The 13,578-nt window shown below is 34.1% G+C and carries 13 protein-coding genes; 4 read left to right on the top strand and 9 right to left on the bottom strand.

The window, feature by feature from the left end; all coding sequences use genetic code 11:
* Positions 1-209: 209 nt before the first annotated feature.
* On the top strand, positions 210-767 hold the full coding sequence (locus M983_RS15995) for an Ail/Lom family outer membrane beta-barrel protein (protein ID WP_066753312.1): 558 nt from the start codon (positions 210-212) through the stop codon (positions 765-767).
* A gap of 499 nt (positions 768-1,266) precedes the next feature.
* On the opposite strand, the gene M983_RS15990 is transcribed toward M983_RS15995, so the two are convergent.
* Positions 1,267-2,886: a peptide ABC transporter substrate-binding protein gene (locus M983_RS15990; RefSeq protein WP_066753309.1), complete on the bottom strand. Its 1,620-nt coding sequence runs from the start codon at positions 2,884-2,886 to the stop codon at positions 1,267-1,269.
* A gap of 225 nt (positions 2,887-3,111) precedes the next feature.
* Between M983_RS15990 and tpx the strand changes: the two genes are divergently transcribed.
* A complete protein-coding gene (tpx, locus tag M983_RS15985; RefSeq protein WP_066753305.1) occupies positions 3,112-3,615 on the top strand; it encodes a thiol peroxidase in 504 nt (167 codons plus the stop codon).
* A 57-nt stretch (positions 3,616-3,672) separates the two neighbouring features.
* Here tpx and tyrR read toward each other — a convergent pair whose 3' ends face one another.
* The 8 genes from tyrR to pspA form a co-directional block, all read right to left on the bottom strand.
* Positions 3,673-5,238 carry a transcriptional regulator TyrR gene (gene tyrR, locus M983_RS15980; RefSeq protein WP_066753302.1) on the bottom strand — a complete coding sequence of 522 codons (1,566 nt, stop codon included), beginning with the start codon at positions 5,236-5,238 and terminating at the stop codon, positions 3,673-3,675.
* A 164-nt stretch (positions 5,239-5,402) separates the two neighbouring features.
* Entirely contained in the window at positions 5,403-5,819 is a 417-nt protein-coding gene (locus tag M983_RS15975; protein ID WP_083954621.1) for a hypothetical protein, read from the bottom strand.
* 482 nt (positions 5,820-6,301) lie between these two features.
* Positions 6,302-7,372, bottom strand: coding sequence for a YcjF family protein (locus M983_RS15970; RefSeq protein WP_066753299.1), 1,071 nt, complete (start codon positions 7,370-7,372; stop codon positions 6,302-6,304).
* Positions 7,369-8,763 (bottom strand): YcjX family GTP-binding protein, encoded by a 1,395-nt coding sequence (locus M983_RS15965; protein WP_066753296.1) that lies wholly within the window; start codon positions 8,761-8,763, stop codon positions 7,369-7,371. Before M983_RS15965 ends, M983_RS15970 begins: the two co-directional genes overlap by 4 nt.
* The gene (locus M983_RS15960) at positions 8,744-8,998 is read right to left on the bottom strand and encodes a peptide permease (protein WP_066753290.1); all 255 of its coding nucleotides are present in this window, start codon (positions 8,996-8,998) and stop codon (positions 8,744-8,746) included. Before M983_RS15960 ends, M983_RS15965 begins: the two co-directional genes overlap by 20 nt.
* Before the next feature lie 114 nt (positions 8,999-9,112).
* Positions 9,113-9,463: an envelope stress response membrane protein PspC gene (pspC, locus tag M983_RS15955; RefSeq protein ID WP_066753287.1), complete on the bottom strand. Its 351-nt coding sequence runs from the start codon at positions 9,461-9,463 to the stop codon at positions 9,113-9,115.
* A 5-nt stretch (positions 9,464-9,468) separates the two neighbouring features.
* Positions 9,469-9,699, bottom strand: a complete 231-nt coding sequence (gene pspB, locus M983_RS15950; protein ID WP_066753284.1) for an envelope stress response membrane protein PspB — start codon at positions 9,697-9,699, stop codon at positions 9,469-9,471.
* Positions 9,700-9,735: 36 nt separating this feature from the next.
* Entirely contained in the window at positions 9,736-10,404 is a 669-nt protein-coding gene (pspA, locus tag M983_RS15945; RefSeq protein ID WP_066753275.1) for a phage shock protein PspA, read from the bottom strand.
* Between the two features lie 215 nt (positions 10,405-10,619).
* Between pspA and pspF the strand changes: the two genes are divergently transcribed.
* Together pspF and sapA are read left to right on the top strand one after the other, a co-directional pair.
* Positions 10,620-11,630 (top strand): phage shock protein operon transcriptional activator, encoded by a 1,011-nt coding sequence (gene pspF, locus M983_RS15940; RefSeq protein WP_066753272.1) that lies wholly within the window; start codon positions 10,620-10,622, stop codon positions 11,628-11,630.
* A gap of 260 nt (positions 11,631-11,890) precedes the next feature.
* Positions 11,891-13,576, top strand: coding sequence for an ABC transporter substrate-binding protein SapA (gene sapA / locus M983_RS15935; RefSeq protein WP_066753269.1), 1,686 nt, complete (start codon positions 11,891-11,893; stop codon positions 13,574-13,576).
* Positions 13,577-13,578: the final 2 nt, after the last annotated feature.

The following is a 13,578-nucleotide window of genomic DNA, read 5'->3' as shown; positions in this document are numbered from 1 at the left end:
ATAAAAAGTATGAGCTATTATTTAAAATAAACAATAATTTTTATTTTTTTTACACATTTATTAACTTATAAAATAAACAATAAACTTTTTATTTATAGACAAAAATAAGTCAGCTAAGTATTTTTAAGAGTGATTTTAATTAATTCATATTGAAATAAACACTGTGTTTGATAAAAATGATTTCACCTTAAATAAACTAGAAATCTACAATGAAAAAATCCATTATTGCTATGTGTTTTATCCTTACTTGCCCTTCTACACTTTCTGCTTTTGAAAATACTCACACTTTTTATAGTGGCTATATCTACGGCAAAATCAAAGAAAATAAAGCTAATGGAGTTATTATTAGCTATCGTTACGAACCTGAAGAAAAATGGGGGCTATTGGCCTCTATACTTTATATGAAATCAGATTTTAAACAATTTATTGATGAATCACGTTTTAAAACACTGTCTATTCATAATCAAAAAAGTAAAATAACCGCTTTATTAATTGGACCCACCTACAGAGTTACACCTTATTTATCACTGTTTATACAAGCAGGTCCCAAAAAAATCAACTATAAAGAAAGTATTTATCATCCAGAAATAAATACAACAGATTCTACTTTTATTGAAAGTACCAATATGCTAGGTCAAGTCGGTATTGATTTTAATCCGCTAAAAAATATTGCTGTTAACTTGGGCTATTTTTATTCAAATACTACAGTACAACGACGTCATATTGAATTGAATAGTTTACAGTTGTCTATTGGTTATCGTTTTTAATAATTTAAATAAAAGTCTAGTATAATCATTAAAACTACTTAATAGAGAGAGAAATCTCATCGCCTTATATCTATTTATTTTTTAGAAACAATAGATATTAAAATACTTAACAAAAAGAACCAAATATACGATAAAAACAGACTAATTTTTTCAGCACTGCACAATTAGTCAAAACAATGTTGTTAAATTACATTAACATTATTTTTGCAATGTTTATTCCTTTTGAGTCTCCTTCTGTTTTCATAACAGAGGGATTTTTTTTATATATATATTTTATTAATGCATGTAACAGTTTGATACAACAAAAAAGATGCAAATGTCACCATTAAGCGATACCTTTAGAACAGAAATAATAAGCCCCCTTATAGGCATCATTTGCTACCCCCCTTTTTAAAGGGGTTCTTTTTTAGCATTTTCATACTTAAATAAAAAAACACTCAATTTACATTGAGTGCCCTATTATATTTTTTAATGTAGTGCTACATCTATAAATTAGCCGTCAATGTTTGATAATATAAAGCATATGGCTGTAGGCGACATCTTCAGGATTTTCAATAGGATAGCCCTTAAGCCAAGGCTTGATTAATCTTCCATTAGTATATTGATAAATGGGTGCAATAGGCGCATCTTCAGCAATCATTTGCTCAGCTCGATTATAAAGTCGATTTCTTTCATTACTCTCTAATGCCATTGCTGATTGTGCTAATATTTCATCATATTGTGAATTTTGATATTTAGAAATATTTCCAGCATGCTTAGACCCCAACAATGAAAGAAATGTTGATGGTTCATTATAGTCACCAATCCAAGATGCGCGGATAACGTCAAAATGTCCTGAATTACGGCTATCTATATATGTTTTCCATTCCTGATTTCGTAGTTCAACTTTTACACCTAATTTCTTTTTCCACATTGAAGCTACCGCAATGGCTATTTTTTGGTGATTTTCAGAGTTATTATATAAAAGTGATAACTTTAAGGGATTATGAGGCCCATAACCTGCTGCTGATAATAATATTTTAGCCTGCCCATCAAGCTCATCTTGGCTATATTCATCATACAGCGTAAGCTCAGGCGTAAAATTTGCCGTCACATCAGGTGTAAAACGATTTGCTGGTTTTTCACCTGTTCCTAATACTTTTTGTGTAATAATTTTTCTATCTATTGCCATCGCCAACGCTTTGCGTACTCGTAAATCTTTTGTTGGGCCTGATTGTGTATTAAAAGCATAATAATAAGTACCTAATTGCTCGGGTATATAGACTTCATTGGGTATCTCTTTCATTAGCTTCTTATACAGATTTTTAGGGAATGACTCTGTAATATCAATATCATTGGCTAAATAACGTTTTGTTGCTTGAGATTCATGATTAATAGGTACAAACGTCACCTTCGTTAAAATTGTATTTTTATGATCCCAATAATAAGGATTTGGCGTTAATACAATTTTTTCATTAACAACGCGTTCAGATAATTTAAATGCCCCATTACCTACTAAATTATCAACATTAACCCAATTTACACCATACTTTTCAACAATATGCTTAGGCACCGGATATAATGAAAAATTGGTTGTTAAACTTGGAAAAAATGAAACAGGCCGCTCTAACGTTATTTTCAATGTTTTTTGATTAATGACTTCAATACCTAATGCACTTGGTTTTAATTTTCCATCAATGATTTTTTGCGCATTTTCAATAGATGCTAATGAAGCATACCATGCAAAAGGCGATAAATTTTTAGGATCAACTAATCGTTGCCAGCTATAAACAAAATCGTCTGCCGTGACAGCGTCACCATTTGACCATTTTGCATTATCGCGTAACGTAAATACCCAAACACGATTATCCTCTGTATTCCAAGACTCTGCGACACCAGGAATAGGACGCCCATGGGCATCTTCAATCGTTAATCCTTCAAATAAATCTCTTTGCACCTGCGCTTCTGTTAAACCTACAGCTTTGATGGGATCTAATGAGGCTGGCTCATCTTTTAAATGCCGAACAACTTCTTGTTTTTTATCGAGTATCGTTCCTTGAGGTATCACTGCAGCATAAGGTTGCGCTATGAATAAGCCTTGAACGACAAGTGCACATGATATAACGAATGTTTTGCGCATGTCTGTTTCGTCCTGTAATCTATAAGAGAATAAACATAATAATTATAAGAGCCTAAAAGAAAGGCACAATCACAGATTGCAATTATTTTATGAAATTTTGCTTTTTTACTGAAACACTTAAAAATAGCCATAAAATTTAATAATGATTAAACGTTGAACAAAATGAATGATTAATCATTTAGTACAAATAATAGTTAGTCTGATAACAAATAGAGGAGAACTACAATGGCACATCAAGTCACATTACAAGGAAATCCAATCACCCTAGGTGGAAAATTTCTGACTGTTGGCGAAAAAGCACCTGCGTTTTCTTTAGTAGATAAAGATCTTAATGATGTTTCATTAGCTAAATTTGCGGGTAAGCGCAAAGTGCTAAATATTTTCCCAAGTGTTGATACTGGTGTTTGTGCAGCAAGTGTTCGCCAGTTTAACAAAGTCGCTAATGAATTGGATAATACTGTTGTTTTGTGTATTTCTGCTGATTTACCTTTTGCTCAAGCACGTTTTTGTGGTGCTGAAGGTTTAGATAATGTTGTTACACTATCTACAATGCGTGGTGCTCAATTCAAAGAAGATTATGGTGTTGCGATAACATCAGGCCCATTAGCGGGTCTTGCTAGCCGTGCAGTTATCGTTTTAGATGAAAATGATAATGTTATTTATACTCAGCTAGTTGATGAAATAACAACAGAGCCTAATTATGATGGTGCATTAAAAGCGCTAAAATAATAATAATATTGAAATAAAAACGGGCCTAATGCCCGTTTTTTATCAGTATGAACAAGATTAGCTTTCGCTGTCCTCGTTTTTCTTATTGGTTAAATTATACTCTCTCAACTTATTTGCAATCGCTGTATGTGATATTCCTAAACGTTTAGCTAATTTACGAGTACTAGGATAATCACGATATAAACGAGCTAAAATAGAAGCCTCAAAACGTTTTGTCATTTCATCCAAAGAACCTTCTAAAAGCTCTTCATCAAACAGCGTTTCTGCTTTCTGTTCTGGTAGTGTAATATCTTGCACACGTAAAGTATTACCTGTTAGTTGTGCCATTGCTTGATATATTGTATTGCGAAGCTGTCTTATATTACCAGGCCAGGTATACTGTGCTAAATAGGATGATAATTCCGGTGAGAAAAGTGGTTTTGTCACTTTCTGTTCATTGCAATATTGGCTAACAAAATAAGTAACTAATGGCATTATATCTGCCTTTCTATCACACAATGGTGGCAATGTTAATGTTAATACATTTAATCGATAATAAAGATCTTCTCTAAATAAACCTTTTTGTACTAATTCCCATAGATTCTTTTGAGTGGCACAAATAATTCGAATATCAACCTTAACTTCATGCTCTTCACCGACTCGACGAAAGGTACCATCGTTTAAGAAACGTAATAATTTAATTTGCATTTGTGGTGACATTTCACCAATTTCATCCAGTAAAACGGTGCCATTATTCGCTTGTTCAAAAAATCCTTTTTTGCCTTCAATTGCATTAGGATAAGCACCCGCTGCATAACCAAATAATTCATTTTCAACAACATCATCAGGTAAAGAAGCACAATTTAGACCAAGGAATGGATATCTTGAGCGATTACTGAGTAAATGACAGGCTTTAGCAAAAATATCTTTACCCGTACCCGTATCACCCACAAGCAATAATGGTGCATCCATTTTTGACATTTTCTTTGCTTGCTCAACAATTTGTTTCATTATAGCGCTAACAGCAATAATTTGATTAAATCCACTATCATCATGAGTAATTAAAGATGCATGCTCATGCAATATATCACTGTATTTCAATAAAACGAACGCACCCACACAATGATAATATTGTTCATCATCGACTAATTTGATAGGCACAATTTCCATATCAAATTTTTGTTTTTTAAATGTGAGTGGAATTATTTCAGCATGAGGATCTTTTTGTTCTAACCAACGATAAATATTAAAATTAGGAATTAATTGGTTAAATGATTTTTCGCTGTTATCATCCACCGGTATATCAAAAAGGTGGCGTGTCGCTGGATTTAATAGTTTAATATGGCCTTTGATATTAATAGAAAAGACGGGAACTGGAACAGACTCAAGCAAAGTCCACATTGCCTTGTGTTCTTGTTCTGAAGGCATAAATGTAACAGTACGTACATCTGTAACTCCATTAATTCGTCTTATCTCTGCCATTAATGGCTGGAATATATCGAAATCTATTTGTGAAAAATTCAAATATATTAAGCCGATAGGTAATATTTCTATTCCTCGTAAGTCGATATTTTTTAAAACAAGCAGATCTAATAATTCACGGGTTAACCCGATGCGATCTTCACAAGTGACTTCTAAACGCATTTTCAACCTTCTTAATACTGGTGACCCTGAACTAATTTTAGATATTATACATAAATATCAACTAAATAAAGAGTCTTGTCAGCAAAGGTTGACACTACTAGCATTTATTTTTGCACAAATGAATTAGCTTTCAAATTATACACAAAAATAAATTATAATTTTATTTATCTCCAAAAAGTGAACTTTAAAGGTTTAATTACTTTTTTTAGCTCAAAATCAATAAGATGTTCGATTTTTTTTATTAATGGCATCATTTCTTGTCTAATGACACTTTTAATTGTTTTACACCCATTTTCAAAACAGAATAAAAGGTAATCTAATGAATTGATTGCAGCTTCTTTCTTTTCTTTATCAGTCAAGCATACAAATAATTGTGATGTTTCTCTGATTAGTAATTGCTTCGCGTGATTTTGTTGATAATTTTGCTGATTTTTTTTAATTTCAGCAATAGTCTCATTTAAAATAGGAATAAAAGCACCTAGATGATTTACCAAATTTTGCTGATTAAAAGTGGAACAAACATAGAGTTTACGTCTTTGTTTAGTTAATTTTTTTATCGCTTTCACCTCTATTTTTTTCATGGTATGCTTTCCTTTATTATTAATAATTCATATACCTAATTATAGATAAGTATAAAAGTATTTTTATAATCTTACCGTTAGAATGTAAATAAAACATTTTTATAAAGTAAAATTAAACTAATTTTCCCACTTGAAGTATATATAATTAAAGTAGTATGCTTATGCTGTGTTTGATACTATTTATCATACTAAAATTAATATACATTTCTATCAAAAAACAATTTTTATTAATTTTTTGTTTTTTTAAATAATAAATTGGAATTATTATATTTTTTACAATACCTTATTTTATTGATTCTCTAAGGGTTAAGTCGATAATTTATATCTAAATAAACTTTTTTATTATTTAATAATATTAATTACCCACTTAAAAATAAATTCTATTTTCATAAATTAGTTTGTTTTATATAATTTTATTGTTTTTTTCGTCATTAAAAAAATAGCCATAGGTAATATCTATGACTATTTTTTGAAATTTTTTATTATTCTTTTCTCTTTCTATTTAGTGTATTTTTTAATTGACCTATAAGTTCTTTTCTAAAATCGCCTAATTTTGGTTTATCACCATCAATCCAGGGTAATGGCCTACAAAGTTCCATCGCTTTTATGCCTAACCTTGCCGTTAGTAATCCAGCACCAATACCTTGAGCCGCCCTTGTTGACAAGCGTGCTGCGATATCTTGTGAAAGCCAATCCATACCCACTTCCCTCACAAGCTCTGTTGCACCTGCAAAAGCAATATTAACTAGCACTAAGCGAAATAGTTTTAATCGACTGTAATATCCTAACTCGATACCATAAATTTGTGCAATCTCATTAATCAAACGAATATTACGCCAGCCGATAAAAGCCATATCAACCATAGCTAACGGACTCACTGCAATCATAAGTGTAGATTCTGCAGCTGAACGACTTATTTCGGCTCTTGCCTGTTTATCTAAAATAGGTTGAACTAATTGGCTATAAAGTTCTAAAACTTCTTTGTCATTATGAGTATCATGTAGCGTAGTTTGCCAATGAATAAAAGCAGGATGTTGTGGCATAATACCCGCTTGTTTAGCTAAGTTATCACAAAATGATTTTCCTTTGCCGATTCCATGACTATAGAGTAGCTCTTTTGCTTCATCCCGTTCATCAGCTCGTTGTCGTAAACGATAAATACGACGCCATTCTGTGATTACTGAGCCAAATCCCGCAATGACAATTAATCCACCAGCACTAGCAGCCCCCAAAGCTATCCAATCAGAATTTATCCAAGAATCATAAATCCATTGTCCAGTCTGAGCGATAACACTAACACCTAATATTGCTGTAGCTGTTTTTAATAAACTTTTCCATAAGCTTTTTTTCGGTTTTAAAATTGTTTGTACTTCGTTTTCTATACGCCCTTCAATCTCTACTTCATCAAGTTGTGGGTTATATGCAATAAACTGCTCATCTTCGTTAAAGTCGATACTTTTTTTAACGCTAATTTCTTCATTATTGTTATAGGTGACGTTGTCACTATATAGCGTTTCATTAAAATCGATTCTCGATTTAATGGGTTCACTCATTTTAGTTTATCCCCTAACAAAAATTCCATTACACTATCCATTCGTATATGAGGTATCGCATTGTCTCTTGAAATTTGTTGTGGTCTGAATGACTCAAAACTAAAACCTTGTTTTTGCCAAAAATCTGCTTTTGGTAATCGTTTAGGCACTTCTCCAGGAAAATAGACTAATGGTTTATTATCTGATAAACGATAACCTTTTAAAGCAGGAATTTTTTCGCCATGGCTGTCGACTATTCCACTTTCAGTCGCACAAATAGAAGCAAGCCCCATACAATCAATACTAATACCTTCAAATATCGCATTTTGTTTCGCTTCTTGAATAATTTGCTGAAGTAGTGACACTAAATTTTCATGTTGGTCAGCAGTAATATGATCAGCCTTTGTTGCAGCAAATAAGAGTTTATCAATACAAGGTGAAAATAAACGTCTCAATAGTGTTCTTTTACCATAATGAAAACTGTGCATTAATTGTGTCAATGCTTGTCGCATATCATTAAAGACTTCGGCGCCTTGATTGAGAGGCTGTAAGCAATCCACAAGAACGATTTGTCTATCAAACCCTTGAAAATGATCCCGATAAAATCCTTTAACAACATGTTGTCCATAATATTCATAACGTTGTTTTAACACGCCAATATTTGAACGTTTATCTGCATTTTTAAATTTGGCGAAATCGCTTGATGATAAATTCGGCCATGGAAAAAACTGCAATACTGGCGCACCTTCTAATTCGCCAGGTAATACAAAACGACCTGGTTGAATAAAATGAAGCCCTTCTTTCTTACAGGCTAATAAATATTCTGTATATGCAGCTGCTATATCTGCTAATAATGTTTCATCAACAGGCGCAAAAGGATCGCATTTTTTAACGAGCATTTGCCATTGTTGTTCAGGCGTTATTCGTTGCCGATTAATAGCATTCATTTGCTCAGACCATGCAAAATAGTCCTGCTCTAACATAGGTAAATCTAATAGCCATTCACCTGGATAATCGACAATTTCTAAATAAAGTGATGAAGTATCTTTAATAAAGCGACTTAGTGATTCATTAGAGCGATAACGAAGCTGTAGGCGAATTTCACTGACACCTTTAGTTGGCTGGGGCCACTGTGGTGGCATGTGGTAAAGCGATGCCATAGATTCGTCATAGGTAAAACGAGGAATATTTAAATGGTGCTGAGGAATCCGTTTTATGCCCAATAATTGTTTATTACGTGCAGCTGAAAATAAAGGCAAGCGCGCCCCACTGTGAATATTGATTAATTGATTAACCAATGAAGTAATAAAAGCCGTTTTACCGCTACGGCTTAATCCTGTTACAGCGAGACGCAGATGCCTATCTATTCCGCGGTTAATAAAAGCAGTTAATTCATTTTGTAGGCGTTTCATGTTTCTCCCAAGACACGTGACGCGATAGCTTATTTACACCCGCCTTGATAATAGGCTCAGCTATCAATAGAACCAACCAACGTAAAGGCTTACTGCTTATACGTTTTAAAATACCTCCCGTTATAGCGGCAGGTCCTAATAAAGTGAATAGCATAAAGCCGAATGTTAACCCTTTTTTGGCAATTTGGGTGAGATTATTTGTTTTTAAGGTTACTACAGCGGGAGTATTTTTCATTGCATTCTCCTCAATAACATCTGATTTTTAAATGTTCGTGCATAGAATTAATATGCGTTTTAAAGAAAGACGCCCCAAGAATGGAGCGTGTTATCAGATGAAATATCAAAAAAGTTACAGATCTCGAAAGCGTTTATTTAACTGATAAGTTGAAGATGTGATATAACGTTCAATTTGTTGTAAACGTTTTTCTTCTCGGATCAACTGGTTATCAACGCTACTTAAAATCTCTTTTAAATCTTCTTGTTGTTCATAATTTTGTAAATAGTTATCAGGAGCGGGCTCCATAAAGAAACTTAAAATAAAATAAGCAACAAGAGTAAAACCAAAAAAACCAGCAAAAAGAGCAATTACCGCAATAACTCTGACAAGCAGAACAGGAATATTAAAGTAATGGGCAAGCCCAGCGCATACACCACGGATCATGCCCTCTTGTGGCATACGATACAGTTGTTTATTTTGCATCGACACTATGATTGCCTCCAGTTAGGATGTTCTGCATCAAGTATTGATTCTAAGGTTTTGATGCGTTCTTGCATTTGCTGAGCTTTATCTACCAGCGCGCTCAGTCGCTGCATTTCTTGTTGGGTTAGCTGACCATTACTCACACCTTTTTTACCGCTATAGTGTAACCACAGCCAAATAGGCAGAACAAATAAGATAAAAATCGTCAGTGGTATTCCCAGAAATATATAGCCCATTACATATCCTTTATAAGGTAGTTATTACGTTTGCTGTTACTCTTTATTAGTATTAATTTTAGCTTTTAATGCAGCTAATTGCGCGCTAATTTCGTCATCCGCTTTTAATTCAGCAAACTGTTGCTCTAATGACTTTTCTTTTCCTAATCCGTAGCTTTGTGCTTCACCTTCCATATGGTCAATACGGCGTTCAAATTGTTCGAAACGCGCCATTGCTGCGTCCATTTTTCCACTATCTAACTGACGACGTACTTGACGTGATGAGTTAGCGGCTTGATGACGAACAACTAAAGATTGTTGTTTTGCACGCGTTTCTGTCAGTTTATTTTCTAATTCATTAATTTCACCTTTTAGACGTTCTAAGGTTTCATCAATAATAATTAATTCGTGCTTTAATGTGTCACAGACTGATGCTACACGTTGCTTCTCTATCAAAGCAGCTCTCGCTAAATCTTCTTTTTCTTTAACTAAAGCAAGCTCAGCTTTATCTTGCCAATCTTTTATCTGTTTTTCGGCTTGTTCGATACGACGTTCTAAGCCTCTTTTTTCCGCTAGAGTACGTGCTGATGTCGTACGAATTTCGACTAGCATGTCTTCCATTTCTTGGATCATCAAACGGATCATTTTTTCAGGATCTTCCGCTTTATCTAATAAAGAAGCGATATTGGCGTTAATAATGTCGGCAAAACGTGAAAATATACCCATGTTGTCATCCTTAATAGCTATGATAAATAGTATTGTTTAATTGTTTCATTAATTGCGTCACTTTTAATAACGCTGTCTACTGTAGTTAATACAATTTACGTGCCAACTTTTTCAATTACCATAACATACTAATAAATAAAGATTTATTAAATTAGTATATTTTTCGACCCACTGCTAGAATAGTAAAAAATACCTCAATATGGTGAATTTAACCAATGAATGAAAATACAGAAAATATAATCGGAATAGATAGCCAATTTATTGATGTATTAGAGCAAACATCTGCTCTTGCTCAATTGAAAAAGCCTGTCTTAATTATTGGTGAACGAGGGACAGGTAAAGAGCTGATTGCACATCGATTGCACTATCTTTCGCCTTGGTGGCAAGGGCCTTTTATTTCTATTAATTGTTCTGCGCTTAATGAAAACTTGCTAGATTCTGAGCTTTTTGGCCATGAAGCTGGTGCATTTACTGGTGCTAAAAATCGCCATCAAGGTCGCTTTGAGCGCGCTGATGGGGGGTCTTTATTTCTCGATGAACTTGCAACAGCACCTATGTTAGTGCAAGAAAAATTACTAAGAGTTATTGAGTATGGCCATTTAGAGCGTGTTGGTGGTAGTCAATCACTTCATGTTGATGTAAGACTTATCTGCGCAACCAATGCCGATTTACCTACTATGGCTGAAGAAGGTAAGTTTAGAGCTGATTTGCTAGATAGGCTCGCATTTGATGTTATTAAAATCCCACCTTTAAGAGAACGCCCTGCTGATATTATGTTATTAGCTGAAAACTTTGCTATCGCAATGTGTCAAGAATTAGGTCTTGCATTTTTTCCAGGATTTAGTGAAGAGGCTCAGCAAGTATTATTAGATTATTCATGGCCTGGCAATATTCGTGAGCTTAAAAATGTCGTTGAACGCTCTGTTTATCGCCATGGCACAAGTGATAGTGAACTTGATAATATTATTATTGATCCCTTTGCAAGATTGAAATCATCAACTGTAATAACGCCTATCACGAAAAAAGAGCCTAACTCAAATCACATTATACTTCCTAAGCTACCTTTAGATTTACGCCATTGGCAGAGTGAGACTGAAAAAGAGATAGTAGAACACGCATTAAAAGCAAGCCGCTATAACCAAAAATTAGCGGCTAAAAAATTATCATTAAGCTATGACCAATTACGTGGGTTGATTAAAAAACATGGTATTAGTGCGAATGAATAATTGAAGAGATAAATAATAGATAAAAAAAAGCCAGCACCCGAGCTGGCTAGTAAAAAAATACTGGAAGCAATGTGAGCAATGTCGTCCCTTCAAGCGGAAAACCTCTTACCGCTGAAGGACAATACGGATGATAATCCTTATCATTAGCATTTGTAAAGCGTTTTATTACGAATTTTCCTCAATATGTGTTTCCGCACTATTTTGGGATAGCTCGGTTTTTAAGTTACAATGAGCAAATCGTTCCTCGAAAAGATATTATTATGCGCCCTATTATACTTGCTAGTACTTTGTTATTAGCCGTTGTAAGCATGACTTGCTCTGCTGATATTACTCCAATGACGGAAGTGTTATCTGTTGAGCAAGAGCCAACACAAATTCAACAAAATGGTTTTGTCTATTGTGTTGATGGCAGCGTAAATACATTTAATCCACAACTTTCTAGTAGTGGACTCATTATCGATCCACTTGCAGCACAGCTTTACGATCGCCTATTAGATGTTGACCCTTATACTTATCGACTTATTCCTGAAATTGCAGCACGCTGGGAATCTCTTGATAATGGCGCAACTTATCGTTTCTATTTACGAAAAAATGTCCCATTTCAAAAGACAGATTGGTTTTCACCCACACGTAAGTTAACCGCTGATGATGTTATTTTTAGTTTTGAACGCATGTTTTCAAACGAAAATTCTTATCATCAAATTAACGGTGGCAAATATCCTTATTTCGATAGTTTAAGTCTTGCTGATAATATTAAGTCGATTAAAAAATTGGGACCGTATACCGTTGAATTTAGTTTAAAAGAACCTGACGCTTCTTTTTTATGGCATCTAGCCACTCATTACGCTCCTATTCTTTCGTATGAATATGCTCAATCATTAGAGGCAAAAGGGGAACAATCTCAAATTGACTGGAAGCCTGTTGGTACAGGACCTTTTTTATTAGATGAATATCAACCAGGTCAATTTGTTCGTTTATTTAGAAATAATGACTATTGGAAAGGTCAGCCTAAAATGCAACAAATCGTTATTGATACTGGTGCTGGTGGTACAGGACGTATTTCTAAATTATTAACCGGTGAATGCGATGTACTGGCTTATCCTGCTGCAAGCCAGTTAAAAGTCTTACGTGATGATCCACGTTTAAGATTAACACTGCGTTCAGGCATGAATATCGCCTATTTAGCGTTTAATACAAGTAAACAACCGCTCAATAACCTCAAAGTTCGCCAAGCCATTGCTTACGCAATAAATAATGAACGATTAATGGAATCAATTTATTATGGTACTGCGGAAACAGCGGCTTCTGTTTTACCTCGTGCATCATGGGCCTATGATAATCGAGCAAAGATTACAGAATATAATCCAGAAAAAGCCAAACAAATTCTTAAAGAGCTTGGCCTTGAAAATATGACATTAAGTCTGTGGGTTCCTAGTGCTCCTCAATCTTATAATCCTAGTCCATTAAAAATGGCTGAGTTAATCCAAGCTGATTTAGCTCAAGTCGGTATAAAAATGGATATACGTCCTATTGAAGGTCGTTATCAGGATACTAGTTTAATGGATAGAACGCATGATATGACGTTGTCAGGTTGGTCTACTGATAGTAACGATCCTGATAGCTTTTATAGACCTCTTTTTAGCTGTGCTGCAATTGGGTCTCAAACTAATTTAAGTCATTGGTGTCTTCCTTCTTTTGACACTGTTTTACAAAAAGCGCTTAATAGTCAACAACTCGCTTCACGCATGGATTACTATCACGAAGCTCAAGATATATTAGCGCAAGAGTTACCCGTATTACCATTAGCAAATTCTTTACGTATGCAGGCTTATCGTTATGATATTAAAGGACTTGTGTTAAGTACTTTTGGAAATGCTTCTTTTGCTGGCGTTTATAGAGAAACAGAAGTAGATGAGCACAGTCAACGTTATGAGGCTGAGAAATAACC

Source organism: Proteus myxofaciens ATCC 19692 (genome assembly GCF_001654855.1).
Taxonomy (GTDB): domain Bacteria; phylum Pseudomonadota; class Gammaproteobacteria; order Enterobacterales; family Enterobacteriaceae; genus Proteus; species Proteus myxofaciens.
This window is presented reverse-complemented; position numbering and strand designations above follow the sequence as displayed.

Coding starts and splice junctions, on each gene's coding strand:
- M983_RS15995 (WP_066753312.1), top strand. CDS start 210: ATGAAAAAATCCATTATTGCTATGTGTTTTATCCTTACTTGCCCTTCT.
- M983_RS15990 (WP_066753309.1), bottom strand. CDS start 2,886: ATGCGCAAAACATTCGTTATATCATGTGCACTTGTCGTTCAAGGCTTA.
- tpx (WP_066753305.1), top strand. CDS start 3,112: ATGGCACATCAAGTCACATTACAAGGAAATCCAATCACCCTAGGTGGA.
- tyrR (WP_066753302.1), bottom strand. CDS start 5,238: ATGCGTTTAGAAGTCACTTGTGAAGATCGCATCGGGTTAACCCGTGAA.
- M983_RS15975 (WP_083954621.1), bottom strand. CDS start 5,819: ATGAAAAAAATAGAGGTGAAAGCGATAAAAAAATTAACTAAACAAAGA.
- M983_RS15970 (WP_066753299.1), bottom strand. CDS start 7,372: ATGAGTGAACCCATTAAATCGAGAATCGATTTTAATGAAACGCTATAT.
- M983_RS15965 (WP_066753296.1), bottom strand. CDS start 8,763: ATGAAACGCCTACAAAATGAATTAACTGCTTTTATTAACCGCGGAATA.
- M983_RS15960 (WP_066753290.1), bottom strand. CDS start 8,998: ATGAAAAATACTCCCGCTGTAGTAACCTTAAAAACAAATAATCTCACC.
- pspC (WP_066753287.1), bottom strand. CDS start 9,463: ATGCAAAATAAACAACTGTATCGTATGCCACAAGAGGGCATGATCCGT.
- pspB (WP_066753284.1), bottom strand. CDS start 9,699: ATGGGCTATATATTTCTGGGAATACCACTGACGATTTTTATCTTATTT.
- pspA (WP_066753275.1), bottom strand. CDS start 10,404: ATGGGTATATTTTCACGTTTTGCCGACATTATTAACGCCAATATCGCT.
- pspF (WP_066753272.1), top strand. CDS start 10,620: ATGAATGAAAATACAGAAAATATAATCGGAATAGATAGCCAATTTATT.
- sapA (WP_066753269.1), top strand. CDS start 11,891: ATGCGCCCTATTATACTTGCTAGTACTTTGTTATTAGCCGTTGTAAGC.